This is a genomic window from Peptoclostridium sp. AF21-18, from assembly GCF_003478825.1.
Lineage (GTDB): Bacteria > Bacillota > Clostridia > Peptostreptococcales > Peptostreptococcaceae > Peptacetobacter.
This window is the reverse complement of sequence record NZ_QUGE01000037.1, coordinates 1-17,779: the sequence shown is the minus strand read 5'-3', so window position 1 is coordinate 17,779 and position 17,779 is coordinate 1. Positions and strand designations below refer to the sequence as shown.

At 27.6% G+C, this 17,779-nt stretch carries 12 protein-coding genes and 1 CRISPR repeat array; of the genes, 1 reads left to right on the top strand and 11 read right to left on the bottom strand.

Translation table 11 applies throughout. The features are described 5' to 3' along the window. Positions 1-216 precede the first annotated feature (216 nt). The 11 genes from nrdG to cas6 all read right to left on the bottom strand — a co-directional run bounded on the left by nrdG (position 217) and on the right by cas6 (position 15,977). Complete coding sequence (gene nrdG / locus DWX74_RS10480) at positions 217-768, bottom strand: anaerobic ribonucleoside-triphosphate reductase activating protein (protein ID WP_118549901.1); 552 nt, start codon at positions 766-768, stop codon at positions 217-219. Between the two features lie 42 nt (positions 769-810). Further along, positions 811-3,177, bottom strand: a complete 2,367-nt coding sequence (locus DWX74_RS10475; protein ID WP_118549900.1) for an anaerobic ribonucleoside triphosphate reductase — start codon at positions 3,175-3,177, stop codon at positions 811-813. Between the two features lie 446 nt (positions 3,178-3,623). Beyond that, entirely contained in the window at positions 3,624-4,454 is an 831-nt protein-coding gene (locus DWX74_RS10470; RefSeq protein ID WP_118549899.1) for a formate/nitrite transporter family protein, read from the bottom strand. A 93-nt stretch (positions 4,455-4,547) separates the two neighbouring features. Continuing rightward, positions 4,548-7,086: a CRISPR direct-repeat array (repeat unit 30 nt; unit sequence ATTTAAATACATCAAATGTTATTAATAAGC). A gap of 138 nt (positions 7,087-7,224) precedes the next feature. Beyond that, entirely contained in the window at positions 7,225-7,506 is a 282-nt protein-coding gene (gene cas2, locus DWX74_RS10465) for a CRISPR-associated endonuclease Cas2 (RefSeq protein ID WP_118549898.1), read from the bottom strand. A 2-nt stretch (positions 7,507-7,508) separates the two neighbouring features. Continuing rightward, the gene (gene cas1b / locus DWX74_RS10460; RefSeq protein ID WP_118549897.1) at positions 7,509-8,507 is read right to left on the bottom strand and encodes a type I-B CRISPR-associated endonuclease Cas1b; all 999 of its coding nucleotides are present in this window, start codon (positions 8,505-8,507) and stop codon (positions 7,509-7,511) included. A 12-nt stretch (positions 8,508-8,519) separates the two neighbouring features. Then, a complete protein-coding gene (gene cas4, locus DWX74_RS10455) occupies positions 8,520-9,008 on the bottom strand; it encodes a CRISPR-associated protein Cas4 (protein ID WP_118549896.1) in 489 nt (162 codons plus the stop codon). A gap of 33 nt (positions 9,009-9,041) precedes the next feature. Further along, positions 9,042-11,627 (bottom strand): CRISPR-associated helicase Cas3', encoded by a 2,586-nt coding sequence (cas3, locus tag DWX74_RS10450; protein ID WP_118549895.1) that lies wholly within the window; start codon positions 11,625-11,627, stop codon positions 9,042-9,044. A gap of 52 nt (positions 11,628-11,679) precedes the next feature. Continuing rightward, entirely contained in the window at positions 11,680-12,429 is a 750-nt protein-coding gene (gene cas5b / locus DWX74_RS10445; RefSeq protein WP_118549894.1) for a type I-B CRISPR-associated protein Cas5b, read from the bottom strand. Between the two features lie 3 nt (positions 12,430-12,432). Next, positions 12,433-13,425, bottom strand: coding sequence for a type I CRISPR-associated protein Cas7 (locus DWX74_RS10440; RefSeq protein WP_118549893.1), 993 nt, complete (start codon positions 13,423-13,425; stop codon positions 12,433-12,435). A 15-nt stretch (positions 13,426-13,440) separates the two neighbouring features. Next, positions 13,441-15,246 (bottom strand): hypothetical protein, encoded by a 1,806-nt coding sequence (locus tag DWX74_RS10435; RefSeq protein ID WP_118549892.1) that lies wholly within the window; start codon positions 15,244-15,246, stop codon positions 13,441-13,443. Between the two features lie 32 nt (positions 15,247-15,278). Beyond that, positions 15,279-15,977 (bottom strand): CRISPR-associated endoribonuclease Cas6, encoded by a 699-nt coding sequence (cas6, locus tag DWX74_RS10430; protein ID WP_118549891.1) that lies wholly within the window; start codon positions 15,975-15,977, stop codon positions 15,279-15,281. A 542-nt stretch (positions 15,978-16,519) separates the two neighbouring features. Here cas6 and DWX74_RS10425 point away from each other — a divergent pair. Next, positions 16,520-17,707 carry a pyridoxal phosphate-dependent aminotransferase gene (locus tag DWX74_RS10425; RefSeq protein ID WP_118549890.1) on the top strand — a complete coding sequence of 396 codons (1,188 nt, stop codon included), beginning with the start codon at positions 16,520-16,522 and terminating at the stop codon, positions 17,705-17,707. The last annotated feature ends 72 nt before the right edge of the window (positions 17,708-17,779 follow it).

The window sequence follows — 17,779 nt, the reverse complement described above, 5'->3', positions numbered from 1 at the left end:
TCAAGGACAAGTATTATAATATCAGCTTTTACATTTAACGTCAACACTTTTTTTAAACTTTTTTTATTTTTTATTTTTCCTCTTGATTTTAAGAGTTTATCAAACGCTTTTAAAATATTACTTTTATCCGATTATGAGGCATTTTTTAACTCCAATAAAATTTTCATAAAAAAAGAGTGCAGTAAAATCTACTACACTCAAACTTTTTAATCTATTTTATTTTGCCATTGGTAAAAATGTATCTACATAGTTTTCTGTATACTCTTCCCGTATAACTACTCTTCCAAGCTTTAAACTTTTCTTTACATCTATGATTCTCTGATTTGATGATCCTCTAAACTTTAAAGAAATATCTTTTTTATCTATTTCAAATTTACCATCCACTAAAAAATCTATATTATTTAAAAGTCTTAGATTACTAAAATAATTCTTATTTTTCTTATCTGTAAGCTGCTCAAATGTAAATCCACTAAAAGACCATACATTCATACCCATTTCCTTAACAGCTGCTGCAATTTCTCCAACTGCTTCTGGCTGTAAAAATGGCTCCCCTCCAGATAGAGTAACCCCACTCTGAAGCTTTTTAGACTTAATTTTATCTATAATCTCACTTGTATCTACAACCTTACCGCCCATTAAACTATGAGTCTGAGGGTTATGGCAACCTATACAATTATGCTTACATCCTTGTGTCCAAATGACAACCCTTAAACCAGGACCATCGACTATACTATCAAAAGTAACATCTGAAGCTATCCTTATATCCATAAAATTAACACTTCCTTTTTTAATCCCTAAACATATAAAAAATTACATATGTTTAACTCTATCTCTAACCTCTGCTCTCTTAGCATTATTGAATCTATCAACGGTACCAACAAGATATCCAGTTATTCTTCTAATTCTCTCAAATTTTATATCGCTATCCTTTTCATTACGTCCACATGCTGGGCATATATCTCCGTTTATTATTCCAGAATATCCACAAACTGGGTCCCTATCAACAGGATGATTTATACTTCCATACCCAATTCCAGCGTCTTTCATCGCTCTAACAACTGACTCAAATGCGTCTAAATTATTAGTAGGATCACCATCTAGTTCAACGTAAGTAATATGTCCACCATTTGTATACTGATGATAAGGAGCTTCTATATTTATCTTTTCATATGCGCTTATATTATAATATACAGGCACATGGAATGAATTTGTATAATATTCCTTATCTGTAACACCTTTTATTTCTCCGTATTTTTTCTTATCTATCTCAGTAAATCTACCTGATAAACCTTCTGCAGGAGTACCTATTAAAGAGAAATTAAGACCGTATTTTTCTGTAGCCTCATCCATTCTATCCTTCATATGAGAAATAATAGCTAAACCAAGCTTCTGGGCATCCTCACTTTCTCCATGATGCTTACCTATAAGTGCTATTAAACACTCAGCTAAACCTATAAAACCAACTGTTAAAGTACCCTGTTTAATAACCTCTTCTAGCTCATCTTCTGGACCAAGCTCATCAGAACCCATCCAAACTCCCTGTCCCATAAGGAATGGGAAGTTTTTCATTTTCTTCTTACCTTGTATTTCCATTCTTTCTAATAACTGCTCTATAACTAAGTCTATCTTTTCATCAAGATCCTTAAAGAATCCATCTATATCAGGATTTGAACCATCTACACATCCATGAATTATACCTAATCTTGGTAGATTTATAGTTGTAAATGATAAATTACCCCTACCACTAACAGTTTCTGGACCACAAACATTTCCTATAACTCTAGTTCTGCATCCCATATAAGTAGCTTCTGTTTCAGGATTTCCTGGAACATAATACTTAGCATTAAATGGTGCATCTAAGAAACTAAAGTTAGGGAATAATCTCTTAGCAGATACCCTACAAGATAATTTAAATAAATCGTAGTTAGGATCTCCTGGATTTAAATTTACCCCTTCCTTAACTTTAAATATAAGTATTGGGAATATTGGTGTTTCACCATTTCCAAGACCTTTTTCCTGAGAAAGAAGAAGGTTCTTACTTACCATTCTACCTTCTGAAGAAGTATCTGTACCAAAGTTTATACTAGAGAATGGCACCTGTGCACCAGCTCTAGAATGCATTGTATTTAAGTTGTGTATAAATGCTTCCATTGACTGATAAGTCTTTCTATCTGTTTCTTTATACGCTTCTCTATAAGCAAACTTTTCTATTTTTTCTGCTTCAACTACTGTAATAGAGAATTTAGCTGCTAATTTTTCTATCACTCTAGTTATAAACTCTTCACTTTTATTTATATCAAGGCTTGCTTTTACATTAGTTTCTTTCTCTACATTGTAAACTATCTCTTTTACACTTTCATTTGTAGTTTCATCATCTAATTCATCTAAAAGAACAAGTCCTTTAGTTAAGTTAGATATGTATAACTTTCTAAATGTTTTATGAACACCTTCAGCTAAACCATAATCAAAGAATGGTATACTCTGTCCACCATGCTGATCATTCTGGTTGCTCTGGATAGCAATAGCTGCTAATGCTCCGTAACTCATTATATCGTTTGGCTCTCTTAAGAACCCATGTCCTGTTGAGAATCCACCTTCAAATAATTTTTCAACATCTATCTGGCAACAAGTAAGTGTTCCCATATTTAAAAAGTCCATATCGTGTATATGTATATCACCTGAATCATGAGCCATTGCATGTTCTGGCTTTAACACATTTGTCTTACAGAACTCTTTTGAAACAGCACTACCATACTGTAGCATTGTTCCCATTGCTGTATTTCCATCTATATTTGCATTTTCTCTTTTTATATCTGCATCGCCTGCATCAGAGAACGTTATCTTTTCTATCGCCTTCATTAATCTAGTCTTAGAATTTCTAACTCTAGTTCTTTCCGCTCTATAAAGTATATATTCCTCGCTAGTTTTAGCGTGTCCTGTTTCTATAAGTACTTTTACAACAGCATCCTGTACATCTTCAACACTAGGTACTTCTTCACCAAATTTTCTTTCTAATAAAGCTATTACTTCCTGTGTCAAATCCTCTGCCATTTTAAAATCTGGAGCTTTTCCTTCCTTTTTAGCAACATCTGAAGCTGCTAGAAAGATAGCTCTAGTTATCTTATTTTCATTAAATGGTATCGTTCTGCCATCTCTCTTTTTTATAAATTCAATCATTATAATTCCCCCTCAAACAACTATATATAGTATGTGATTTTTTTATAACCACTATATATAGTGTTTAAAATCTAAAAAAATTCCCTTTAACAACGTCAAAGGGCATCTCATAACTTATATGTTAAATGTTATCAAATTTATATATTTTCGTCAAACACACTGTAAGCATTGAAATTGCTTGTCCGTTTTTTTGAACTGTAGTGTTTGTAATGTTTATACGAAAGGTAAATTTTTTTGATTTTTTTGTAATTTCTTGTTTAATAAAGTGTTTTTGTGGTTATTATATTTTTTGTTTACTTTGTAATCTTGTATAAATATTTTTATACAGATATCTATTTTTTAATTTTTCTTGAGAACAAAAATTTCAATATATTTTTTAATAAAAAAATGCCCTCTATCATTTTGATAAAGAGCAAAATTTATTTTAGTTTCTTTTAATTATATTTTTATACTTCTTTTTTCCGATATAAGTACCAATATAATAGTCCAACAAATACCATTCCACCGATTATATTTCCTATCGTAACTGGTACTAAGTTAGAAAACATCGTACCAAAGTTTAATCCAGATAATTGCTCAGCAGTTATTCCATATAGTTCTGTAGCTTTTGCTGCATATAATGGGTTATGAGCTGCAAATATTCCCGCTGGAATATAGTACATATTTGCTACACAGTGCTCAAATCCAGATATTACGAATACAAATATCGGGAAAAATATTGCTATGCATTTCCCAACAACGTCTTTCGCTGTAGCAGCCATAAATATCGCCAAGCACACTAGTACGTTGCATAAAATTCCAGAAACTATCGCTTGCATAGGATCTATTCCAACTTTTCCCAAAGCTACCTTTATCGTAAATGCTCCGGCACCACCATCGCTAAAGTTTAGCTGACCACAGTTATTTATCATCCCTGCCATTAGTGCTGCTCCAATGAAGTTACTTATGTAGACTATTGTCAGGTTTCTGATCATTCCTTTTAGTTTTGCTTTTTTGTCGTATACTGCCATTGATATTAGGCAGTTTCCTGTGAATAGTTCTCCACCTAGTAGGACGATTAGCATTAGACCTATTGGGAATACTGCTCCAGCTACTGTTCTTGCTAGTCCCACGTTTGATATTCCATGCATTGCAAGGCTACTCGCTTCTGCACCGATTCCTATGAAAAATCCTGCTGCTATTCCAAGAAGGATTAGTTTTTTTGTTGTTAGGTTTGTTTTTTTGATTCCGTTTCGGATGTTTTGTTCTATTACTTCTGTTATGGTCTGAAAGCCCATTATTTCAACTCCTTGTTTTTCGTTTGTTTATTTTTATGTTAGAAGGAGTTTTTATTTTTGTCAATATGGTTTACTTTATATTTATCTAATTATCATTAAATACATCAAATGTTATTAATAAGCTGATGACAAAGTTGATGTATCAATTTATGCAAAACCATTTAAATACATCAAATGCTATTAATAAGCAATAATATTTATTCAACTCTACTCCGTATTCTTCTTATTTAAATACATCAAATGTTATTAATAAGCAATAGTTGCAGTTACTTTAGATAGGGTGATAGGCAAATTTAAATACATCAAATGTTATTAATAAGCTTGTAGAAACAAAAGAGAATACTTATAGATATTTTGATTTAAATACATCAAATGTTATTAATAAGCAGCAGGCACTAAGAGCTTAGGAGGATTTTCTATAGAATTTAAATACATCAAATGTTATTAATAAGCTCGCTATTGCGATTTGACTAGAACCAACTGGAACACATTTAAATACATCAAATGTTATTAATAAGCAGTTCTTCAAGGAAATCCTGGAAAGCGAAAACTCAAATTTAAATACATCAAATGTTATTAATAAGCTTCAACATTAAAACGATATGGAAATGCTTTAGTCTTATTTAAATACATCAAATGTTATTAATAAGCTCGTCAAGGACTGGAGGCTCATATAGTTTCCCATTGATTTAAATACATCAAATGTTATTAATAAGCACTGTATCCTTCTACCTGAAGTTTAGCTTCATCCCAATTTAAATACATCAAATGTTATTAATAAGCGATAACTCTTCTACTTTTATATTTTCTAGAACCCCTATTTAAATACATCAAATGTTATTAATAAGCTAGTGCCGTCCTCAGTAAGTAAAATATCGTTCATATATTTAAATACATCAAATGTTATTAATAAGCCTTTGACAACCACAACTACGAATATCTTTTTTTAGAATTTAAATACATCAAATGTTATTAATAAGCAGCTAATTCTACAATAAACCCACTAGATGTAATAGTATTTAAATACATCAAATGTTATTAATAAGCTGACGTTTATATACGCCCCTGGAAGTAGTTTATTTTGATTTAAATACATCAAATGTTATTAATAAGCATGGTTAGTAAATCAAGTTCTTTTTCGTCACAGAATATTTAAATACATCAAATGTTATTAATAAGCTCTATTACTAGTAATATTTCATTTTGGTTTTGAATATTTAAATACATCAAATGTTATTAATAAGCTTGTTTACCCAAGTTCTGTGTCTTAATTAGCACGTCATTTAAATACATCAAATGTTATTAATAAGCAGAAGCTTCTGTCATAAAGGATTTTAGGCTTTTAAAATTTAAATACATCAAATGTTATTAATAAGCCATTCTAGCCTTTTTAACAAAACTAGTATTATAAGGATTTAAATACATCAAATGTTATTAATAAGCTTATAGAGGTGAAGTTAAAATACTTACAACTAATAAATTTAAATACATCAAATGTTATTAATAAGCAATAACAATAAAAGAAGCGAAGGATAAATTTTTAAAATTTAAATACATCAAATGTTATTAATAAGCGCTCTACTATTAGAGATGCATTAGATAATATTCTTAAATTTAAATACATCAAATGTTATTAATAAGCCTTTTTAGTTTCTCTTGTGTATGTTTTCTCTTTGTTATTTAAATACATCAAATGTTATTAATAAGCATATTTTGCATACTTTGAAGATGAGGAGGAATTCGCATTTAAATACATCAAATGTTATTAATAAGCTTATCAGAGTGCCAAGATAATGCGACAGAATTATGGATTTAAATACATCAAATGTTATTAATAAGCTTATTTATGTTTCTTTAATTTTTCTAGTCTTTCTTATTTAAATACATCAAATGTTATTAATAAGCGATATTAGTCATTGCTTGCTTAGCTCCATTAGCTTTATTTAAATACATCAAATGTTATTAATAAGCTATTTCAGGAACTGCTAAGTAGTTAAATTTGAAATAATTTAAATACATCAAATGTTATTAATAAGCGGAAGCAATTAATTTGGCTGATGTACGGGATAAAATATTTAAATACATCAAATGTTATTAATAAGCAGAATATATTCGCTAAAAAAGAAAGGATTAATTAGAGTAATTTAAATACATCAAATGTTATTAATAAGCCATTAAGCCTATTATTCCAATTACTACTGAACTTAGATTTAAATACATCAAATGTTATTAATAAGCTGTTTTCGCTTGAGTTTTACCACCTATCATATTTAATTTAAACACATCAAATGTTATTAATAAGCATTTATATATCATTCTTTCATGATCTGTATAAAGCATTTAAATACATCAAATGTTATTAATAAGCCCTCTGCTATATTTGCAAGTATTATTGGTTTTTTACTATTTAAATACATCAAATGTTATTAATAAGCCATCTGTTATTTTGTTTAACTCTGCTAGATTATCAATTTAAATACATCAAATGTTATTAATAAGCGACAGGCATACCAGCAGATAGGGTAATAAGACACTAATTTAAATACATCAAATGTTATTAATAAGCATATATATCGGCGCTTTGTTTATCATAAATATCGATATTTAAATACATCAAATGTTATTAATAAGCCATAGTAAAATTAATACTCTTAAAAATTATTATATCATAAAACTATTGAATTTCTCCCATTTCTTATTTTATTTACCAACGATTTAAAAATTATTAAATCGTTGAAATATACACAATTCCTAAAGATTGCTGGGATATTTATAGAATCAACTCATCATCCTTATATCTTTTTTCGCCTATAACATCCTCTTCAAAACAAGAATCATTCATCATTTTTATAATACATATAAAATCATCTTCCTTTACAACTTTTTTTAATTCAGATTTTAAACTAATAATCTTTGAAGGTGTTATATCTCCTCTAAATACGGAATTCTGATAATGTACTAAATACTTTTTACAAATCTTAAATACCTTCCGAACTCTTTTCTCACCTACATCATAAAATAAGAATGCATAATTATAGTTTTTATTCTTCATTCCTAAACACCTTCTTTAGCTGAAAAAGGAACAAATTCCTTATCTTCAAGAATGTATTTTATTAATTTGTAGCAATCCAGTTTTATAGCAGTCTTATAGCTAATCTTTCTTTTTAATCGATCATGTTTAAAAACTGCTTCCATTCTACTCTCAAATTCTTTTATAAAGATTTCTCGTCCTTCTTCATTTAAAACACAATAATTTACACTCTTTTCAAAATGCTTTTCTACTTTTATCCTTTTATTATTCACCAAATTAAATATAGTTTTAAAAACTATTATAGGTTTAAACACTTCACTCAAATCTAAACTCAATGAAAATCTACCTTCTGAAGGCTCATGTAAAAAACTGATTCTTTGATCTAGATGTGTTTGATAAATTACAGAAATAACTTTCGAATACAATAAAGAATTTCCAAAAGAAATCATAGCATTCATAGGATTATCTGGTGGTCTTTTTACTCTTTTATTCATTATAAATTCTTCATTAACAAAATATTTGAAAGAAGCATAAAATCTATACCAAAGTTCACCCTCATAAGCCATTACTTCCGGAACTGTTGAGGCTTCACTTAATTTAGCCGGCAGTTCCTTTTTTATCCAATCAATAACTTCTTTTACTTCCTTCTTTCCATGCTTATAATAATGGTGCAATAGCTCCGAAATATTTTCTCCAATTCCCAAAACAATTGCTTTTGCAATTTCTATTCTAGAAGAATTAAACTTTTCAACTTGTTTTAAAAGAAGTTTTCCACTTCTATATTTTTCTTTAGGATAAAAAGTCCCGCTATAACCTTCATAATAATTAAAAAAATGTACTATTATATTATTTCTAGAAAGATAGTCTAGTAGTTTTGTATTTATAGAAACTTCATTTAGAATATAAATTTCTTTTGTATTTTCTATTGGTATATATACATTTTTACCGTTTTTTCTAAAGCATATAGAATTATCTTTTCTTGTAAGCTCACCCATTGATGTTATATACTTTGTACTTCCCATAAATATTCCTCCTTAAATATAGCAGTAGTAATAATATGCACACTTCTTACATTTTGGTTTCTTCTCTACTTTTGGAACTTCATCACATTCTAAAAGTTTTTCTATCTTCAAAATATATTCATCCAATTCTCTTTCATTTTCCTCATTTAACTCAACAATCATTGTCTTTTTATCAGATTTATTTTTCTCACAAAACTCTATCTTTCCTTTTTTAACAATACCCTTTTCTTTTAGTATTTTTAGATAATATAGTATTTGCCATTTTGCTGCTTCCGAATCTGCATCAGATTTTTTTACTTCAACTAAGTAATCTCTAGTTATTTTATCTATCTTTATATTATCTATAGTCAACTCAACATTTCCCGAATCCAATTTTTCTTCATGTATTGCTCTTCCTATTTTTACTTCTTCACTATTATCTTCTAAATTTATTTTATTTCCATGTAGATAACATTGTCTTTTACAATGAAAATAGTAGTTTATCAATGTTCCATTTACCATACGAAACACCTTCTTCTAAAATATTTTTTTCTTTTAATAAAATAACTGCTCCTTATAAAACTTTTCTCTGTCTAACTTATCATTCTTAATATAATATTCTCCATCTTCAAAATATAAAATATCTCCTATAGAATCATTATACTCATTTCCATTTACATCATTTATCTCATAAATAAAGTAATTCATTTTCTTATTAATTCTAGATAATTCAACTTTCCACTGAGCATAGTCCAATTCTTTTGAAACTTTTTCTCCTTCTTCATTGTAATATTCATAACCTAAAAGAAGTTTTTTATAATCATTCCATACATCCTTACCAAACAACATATTTCCATTATCATCTGATATAGTTCTATTTAAGAAAATTCTTTGACGATTTCTACTATCATCAATTAACTTCATTCTTTTTTTGATTTCATTAAAATTTAATTTACCAACTTTTTCTTTATAGAATAATTCTGTTCCTTTATAATAATTTTGATTTTTCTTCATTAAGAACTCCATTATTTTGTCATAATATATACTAAACTCTTTATTCATAAGAGCTTTTCTCATATCTTCATTTTTCTCTATCGTTAAATTATTTTTTACTGCGATATCATTTCTATAAATATCATCTGCCTTATCCTTATTAAAGAAATATACTATTGAATTATCTTTTTTTGCAGATCTATTTATTCTTCCCATAAACTGCTCTTCACTATCTATTTTAGATGTATCCTTATATCCTATATCCATGTCTATATCTACACCCGCCTCGACAACTTGTGTCGCTATTAGAAGTATTTTACCCGATTCAGCTTTTACCTCATTTATTATCTTTTTTCTTTCATGAATATTATCATCACCAGTCATAAGCGCTATCTTTAATCCATCTATCTCATTTTCTTCGATAAACATATTATAGAAATCCATTGCACTTTGTTTTTTTATAAATTCAATCATTATTTTGTCATATTTTTTTAAATTATCACTTATATGTTCGAATAAAACTTTATCTATATCGTCTTTTTCAATTTCTTCATTTAATAACTCATACGATACCTCTACTCTATTTTTAAATAACTTATGAGGGAAATATTTTTCTCTATCGTCTATTAATTCAACTGAATATCCTTTTTCTCCTATTAATTTAGTTAAATCTGGTAGAGTTGCCGACATAATTATTATCTTCATATTTAAAATTTCTGAGAAAGTATATAAAAATTGAATTATTTCTTCCCATATTGTACTTTTATAACTTTGGATTTCATCAAATACTATTACACTATCTATTAACTGTATAAATCCAAAACAAGATGCTGCAGTATCTCCAAACAAGGTATCAAATAAACTTACATGAGTTGTTAATATAAACGGATAATTTAAAAACTGTCTGTCTAATAGTGCTCTCTGGTATTTGTTACATATATCCTCATCTTTGGTTTCATTAACAACAATTTCTTCAAGTGAATTTACTACAGCTATATCATTTTCTAACACTGTATTTCTGAATATTTTATCCAAACTTTCTCTATTCTGTTCAACTAGATTGTTGAATGGATATACATAGTATAATTTTTTAAATCCTTCCTTCATCATCTTTAAGCTAAGATTTACAGCTGCATTACTCTTTCCACTCCCTGTTGGAGCTTCTAGCAAATAAACTCTTTTGTCTTTATTTTCTATATACTTTCTTTCTGCATCTAAGAACATTTCACTTCTCATTACATTTATGTTTTTTTCATCAGAGAAGTCATCTCTTTTTCCATAGCTATCTTTTTCATATTTTCTTATTATTTTTGTAAGTTCTGTTTCTTCAAATATTTTATCGTAGCCAGCTGGATCCTCTGTAGAACCGAAACTATTCATTTTAGAGTCAGACATATATTGAGATGTTGAATAATAATCACAAGATACTAATGATGAATACAGAAGTTTAGCATATATGTATATCGCTATTGAGGATTCTTTATTATCTTTTTTCTCAACTCTATCTATAGTATTATACATATCTTTTTTATAGTTTAATCTGTTTAAAATTTCTTCTTCAGATAAACTATCTTCAAGTATAGATTTTAAAGTTTCATAATTTTCTTTTATAGCGTTTGTTATATCTTTTAATCTACCGAACTTTCCATCAACACCTATAAATTTATAAAACTCATCTAGGTTCCCATGATGTTTAGATATTATATATGCGTTTACAAATATAAATAATTTAAAATCTTTTTCTAGTTCTTCATCTTTAAAATTAAATTCTTTTATTTTGTAGAAGTACTTCTTTATGTATATAAGAGCTGATATAAGAGAATGTTTACTTCCCTCGCCAATATCTTCACTTATTTTATCCAATTCTTTTTCTCTCATAAGATTATTATTTTTCATCTTTTTCTTTTGAAATAATGGATTTCTCTTACCTTCATCATGATGCCATATAGCATCTACAAAAGCATCTTTAAATATTTGCATTTCATCTTTTGTAATATTTCGCTCAAGATATTTGAGCACACACTTTTCTACCTTATCTAAAATTCCCTTTTCTTTATCTATTCTTTTAAAATAATCTAAACATAAATCTTGATGTTCACTTAATAATTCTTTTTCCTTATTTTCTTTTCTATGAGCATAAATATTCATATACACCCTCCTATAAAAATAGGACCACTAATTAAAGCGGTCCTTATTTTAATTAATAAAATACTATATTTTTTTCACCAGCTTTAAATACTTGTGAATTAAATTTACTAATTCTTTCATTAGTAAATACAAATTTAGCTAACTCATACATATTATTTTTTTCGTCTAAACCTATAGGTAAGTACTCCGTATAACGATAAATTATTTTTAAATCTTCTTCCTCCTCTTCGTCATCATCTTCAATTATATAACTTTCCCGTTCTTCATATTTAAAGAGACTATTTATTATAAGATTTTTATCACTTACTTTTTCTACATTTTCTATAACTTCTATATCATCTATATTTGCCGGATGATCATTTTTCCCAAGATAGGGAATGTATACACATTCCCTATTTATAATTTTTTCTGCTAGTTCTTCGCCAACTTCAGAATCTATCAAAAAATATATATTCCAAGTTGGTTCCTCTAACCATTGTTCTTTTACTATAAGGTTTCTACCATTTTCATCTGATGCATAACCTGCAGAGTTATTAAACGTATGAATTTTTTTAGAAAATTGTCCCACCTCTGTTAAAGGTTCTATTGCTATTTTTAAATCTTTCAGTCTATCATAAAATTCAGGGTAGATTGCATTTTCATTTTGTTGCTTTTGGTATCCACCATAGCCCATTATTGCTCCTAGCATTCCTAGAAGAGCAACTTTATGTATGTTTCCGTATGTAAAGTAATAATACGCATTAACTTCATTATTTTTGAAGAATGCTGTGTTACCACTAAGTTTAAATTTTAGTACTTTCATTAATTACACCTCTTTCTGTGTAACAATGTTAAACATTTTTACTCCTTCTAAATCTGTTTCTATATTTGTAGTAAGCGGATTGTAGTATATTTCCATTGAATTTATTTTATCTTCTATTCCAGATATTAAATCTTTTATATTAACTCTTATTATGTTCTTCTCACCTTTTTCAAACTCTATAAATTTATCAAGGTTTGGTAAATATGTTTTATTATCTGTTTCTATAAATAGTCCAAATTCATTATCACATCCTGATTTTGAATTTGTATCAAATGCTGTCATTGCACTTAATGCAGCTCTTTTGAATTCTAGGTAATCTTCTTCTGTATATCCTTCTGTTACTCCCATTTCTTCAAATTCTTTATATACGTTAGGGTTTATACTAAATGGGAAGAAGTAATGTGCCTCATCTGTCATTATTTTTGTTCCTAATGTTGAGTTCTTTGCTATTTCATCATTATCTTCCTCATTCCCATCTTCATTATTCTTCTTTTGCTTTGGTTTAGCCGGCTTTGCATTTGGATCTCTAAATGGAGATAATATTTGCTGTTCCTCTATATATGTATCCCTATATTTATTCATCCCCTGTCCTATCTGTACAGCACCTGTTATTGATATTGGTGTCCCAGATTCAGCAAATGTCGCACCAAAATTTTTAACATCTATTGCACTAAATAAATTTTTTAATATATCTCTAACATCTTTAACTTTATTCAAATCTTCAACTTCAAATACATTTTCAAATCCTTCTTTCAATGCTCTTGGTACTATTATTGCCTCGTCTTTTTTCTTCTCGATTCTCATTGTTTTTATATATAGGACATCTTTTCCTTCAAGCTGCCATATTTTTTTTATAGTAAACTTAAAAGATTTGTCACTAGCATATATTGTTCCATTTGATAAACTTTTTGGATATCCATTAAAATCTGCATTCATCATTGCATTTATTGCAGAAACTCCTAACACACCATATACTCTTCTCGCTAAGTTAGCCATTTTTTATTCCCCCTTTTATTTATTTTCTTCTTTTTTAATAAAGAATATTTTACTATCTAGAAAACCTGCTAATAATAAATTTTTATTTATTTTATTTTTTACTTCATATCTAAGAACTTTTCCTAATACAGAACTCATTCTATTGTAATATCTTGCATCTATAGAATAGTTATACTTTTCATATAGTCTTATTAATTTATTTTTTATAATTTTGTCATTATCTGTGTTTAAGAACTGATTTATACTTGATGCTGGTACTGTCTTCGCCTTACTAAATGATAGAAGTCCTGAAACTATTTGTCCTACCAGATAACTATATACATCATCATTTTCAATATCCCAGTTATCTTGCTCTTCTTTTTCTAAAAGTATTTTTTCTATTAGATATTCTCTTATTTCTTCCATCAATTCTTCCTCCTCTTTTTTATTTGTAAAGTAACTAATTAATGAATATCTTAAATTCATTTGTTTTTTTGCAGCTATAATTTTTCCTTCTAATATGTTTGATTTTATTATTTTTAATATAGATTTATCTAAAGTATTACAAATACCATTTGTAACTCCCTTATAAAACCACTTTAGATAAATATCTCTTGTCATTAAAAGTTCTTCTTTTATTTTTAAATTTTTAATCTTTATATCTGAAGCATCTCTGAAATAATTTTCTATTAGTTTATATTCAAAAAGTACTCCATTTATTAATCTTTGAATATCACTGTATTTTTCATAGATCATATATTCATATTTATCATCTTCTAAATTCGTTTTTATAACCTGTCTATATTGAAAACTCTTACAAGTTTTATCTCCAAAATTACTTATAGTATCATACTCTTGGATTGCAGCTTCTGTTTTAGTTTTATCTTCATGTAAAAATACATTCAAATATACCCCAGATTTTATTCTTTCTTTTGGTATCTCTCCATTTTTATATCCCTTTATAGTACCCTTATCATAGTCAATGTATATATTATATTTTTTCTCTGAGATAATATTAGCCATTAAATTAAAAAGTTCATAATAATTAAGGGCTTCGTCTTGAGTGGTTAAAATAGGTACTTTTGTTTTTCTAGTTTTATTTTCAAGAAATGGCTTTTTGCTATTCATTCCAATATTATTCCCATTTAAGCCTACTACTTTTTCTCCTACTTTTACATTGTAATCATTTTTATTATATATATTGGGAAGTAAATATCTTTTACCTTCATTTTTATACAATTCTTTAGTTCTTTTTTTATCATTTTTTAAGACAAAAAATATTTTAAAGTAGCTTTTGTCTTTTAAGTCATACTTATTATCTTCCCAGAATTTATTTTTTAGAACCCACTTTTCTATTTTCTCTAATAGTTCTTCGTCTATTTCCTCTAAATTTTTTGAAGCTGATTTATATGCTTCTTTAGCTTTTTTATTTGTGTATTTTTTTTCTATATTTTTTAATAAATTATAATATTCCATTATAATTTTATCATTTAATTTTTTCTTTTCGTCATCGGTTGTTATTGATTGTTTTTTAAAGAATAACGTTAGATAATTATTAGAATGAATTTTTTTCTTTGTATCTATCGGTTTATTCCTACTTATTAACGAACTATTATAATCTAAAAATTTTATATAATCATAATCCCTAATTACAATATCTTCCTCATCTGCTTTTTTGCTATTATTTATTTCTATAGGTTCTTGTATTTCAAATTTATCTCCATCTATTTCTACCAAGACATATGTTCCATTTTGAGGAACGTAAGCGTCTAGTATTAATCTTTCTGGATTTTCACAGTTTTTTTTCATATTATTGTATACATCAACGAGATCTTTTAGCAAATTAATCACCTCTCTTATATTTGATATATTTTTTATTTTATATATTTCGCATTAACGAACCCAGCACCTCTTGGTCCAAGATCCCCTAAAGCTACAGCTTGAGCAAAGTTAGCTAATTTTTGTGCCTGTTCGTTTCCTGCAATTGTAAGTTCTATTTTATCTCCTGGTAACTTTATCCCCTTGTATTTAAATCCTATAGGACATTTATTTTTGATTACTATAGATGTAAACAGTTCAAAATTCTCATCTATTTTAGTATTGAAGAAAGAGTTAAATTTTTTTATAAGATTTATTTTTAAACCTTCCATATATTGTTCTACATCCATAACTTCTTTCCAATATTTTTTCTCATGAGTCTTAACAATTACTGGAGATAGAGCATATAGCTTTTCTATTGGTCTTTCTTCTAATATCCTTACCTTCGCTTCTAGCCCTTTTAATTCTTTTGTTGTAGTATTAGGTAAATTTTCTAGTAAGAATTTTGCTAATTTATAGTCTACTGTTCTTATTTTTAGCTCGTATATATTTCCTTTAGTATAAGACTTATTAATTTTATAAGGATATAACGTATTGAAGGAATAATTTTTAAAACCTATTCCTCCATGAAGTTTTTCAAATTCCTCATCTTTTACCATAGTATCATCAATAAAATACCCACACTTCTCTTTTACATCCTTATTGTTAATATCTTCTAAAGTATAAACTTTTAATATTAACTCAAAAATTTGCATATTCGAAGCACTTCCCTTCTATAGTTATATATTTATATTAAATTTTCAAAATATTAAATTTTATCTACACTTAGATTATATTAAATAAAATATTCTACGTCAAGTATATTTCTGTTTTTTTACAAAAGAAAAAGTAATGCTTATACAAACATTACTTTCTTTTCTATTTACAATACATCTTATGTTTTAATTAAGCTAAAATATTACGACAAGAATATACCGTATATTTAAATACACCTTGTGTTTTTCTTTCATTTTATTTTAACATAATTTATGTATAATATCTAAAATTATAATCATTTTTATACAAAATATATATTTGAAATATTGTTTTTTATTATACATTCCTCTATTTTTCTGAAAATTTTCAAAAAATTTTCCCAAACTATAGATATCTATCCTCAAATAATATATTATATAAAGTATAAAAAATTAAACTAGATTTTAAAAAACAAAATAAACAGTCAAAAAATTACATAAAACATAACAAAATAAACCAAAACCAAAAATCAGGCTGCTTATCATAAAGGAGGAAACTAAAAATGAAACTAGCAACAAAATTAGACACACTAACACCGTCGTTTACGATAGGAATAAGTTCAAAAGTAAAAGAAATGAAAGCAAATGGAATAGATGTACTAAACCTAAGCATAGGTGAACCAGACTTCACAGTTCCAGAAAAAGCAAAAGCATACGGAAAAAAATCATTAGATGAAGATTGCACTAAATACGATCTTGTTCCAGGGCTTAAAATACTTAGAGAAGAAATTGTAAAAAAATTAAAAAGAGAAAATAACTGTAATTACACAATAGATGAAATAGTATTATCTAGTGGTGCAAAAAACTCTATAACTAACGCACTTCTTGCAGTAACTAACCCAGGAGAAGAAGTTCTTATACCTAAACCATATTGGGTAAGTTATCCAGAAATGGTTAAACTTACTGGTGCAGTTCCAAAATTCATAGATACAAAAAGAGAAAATGGATTTAAACTAACTAAAGAAGAATTAGAGGCTGCTATAACTGAAAAATCAAAAATGCTTATCCTTACTAACCCTTCTAACCCAACAGGAAACGTATATACAAAAGAAGAGTTAATAGATATAGTTAATGTATGTATTGAAAAAGAAATATTCATACTAGCTGACGAAATATATGAAAGAATTTGCTATGTTGATGGATTTACTTCTGTAGCATCTCTTTCTGAAGAAGCAAAAGACATAACAATAACTATAAATGGATTTGCAAAGTCAGTTGCTATGACAGGTCTTAGACTTGGATATACTGCATCTAACAAAGAAGTTGCAAAAGCTATGAGCTCTATACAGGGACATTTAGTTTCTCATCCTTGTTTAACTGCTCAGTATATAGGATATGGAGCATTAGTTGAATGCGAAGAAGATATAAAACACATGGTAAGTGTTTACAAATCAAGAAGAGATATGCTTGTTGAAAGACTTGACGCTATAGACCATGTTTCATACATACAGCCATCTGGAGCATTCTATATGTTTATAGATTTAAGTGAAGTTGCAGAAAAATACGATTGGAAAGAAAGTTTTTCAATAGAATTCTGTGAAGAGCTTCTTAATAAATATCATGTAGCTGGAGTTCCTGGTATAGCATTTGGATTAGACAATTATATGCGTATATCTTATGCTTGTAATGAAGAAACTTTCATGACTGCAATGGATAGATTAGAAGAATTTGTAAAAGCTATATTTGCTTAATTTTGATAAATAAAAAAAGGGGTATATAAAATTTTTTCTGTAAATAAGCCCTCTATGGCTTAAACTACCGTT

Bases quoted from the DNA above. Each gene is read 5' to 3' on its own strand.
- cas6 (WP_118549891.1), bottom strand. From the start codon at position 15,977: ATGCAAATTTTTGAGTTAATATTAAAAGTTTATACTTTAGAAGATATT.
- DWX74_RS10425 (WP_118549890.1), top strand. From the start codon at position 16,520: ATGAAACTAGCAACAAAATTAGACACACTAACACCGTCGTTTACGATA.
- nrdG (WP_118549901.1), bottom strand. From the start codon at position 768: ATGGATATAAGGATAGCTTCAGATGTTACTTTTGATAGTATAGTCGAT.
- DWX74_RS10470 (WP_118549899.1), bottom strand. From the start codon at position 4,454: ATGGGCTTTCAGACCATAACAGAAGTAATAGAACAAAACATCCGAAAC.
- cas1b (WP_118549897.1), bottom strand. From the start codon at position 8,507: ATGGGAAGTACAAAGTATATAACATCAATGGGTGAGCTTACAAGAAAA.
- cas2 (WP_118549898.1), bottom strand. From the start codon at position 7,506: ATGAAGAATAAAAACTATAATTATGCATTCTTATTTTATGATGTAGGT.
- DWX74_RS10440 (WP_118549893.1), bottom strand. From the start codon at position 13,425: ATGGCTAACTTAGCGAGAAGAGTATATGGTGTGTTAGGAGTTTCTGCA.
- DWX74_RS10475 (WP_118549900.1), bottom strand. From the start codon at position 3,177: ATGATTGAATTTATAAAAAAGAGAGATGGCAGAACGATACCATTTAAT.
- cas3 (WP_118549895.1), bottom strand. From the start codon at position 11,627: ATGAATATTTATGCTCATAGAAAAGAAAATAAGGAAAAAGAATTATTA.
- cas5b (WP_118549894.1), bottom strand. From the start codon at position 12,429: ATGAAAGTACTAAAATTTAAACTTAGTGGTAACACAGCATTCTTCAAA.
- cas4 (WP_118549896.1), bottom strand. From the start codon at position 9,008: ATGGTAAATGGAACATTGATAAACTACTATTTTCATTGTAAAAGACAA.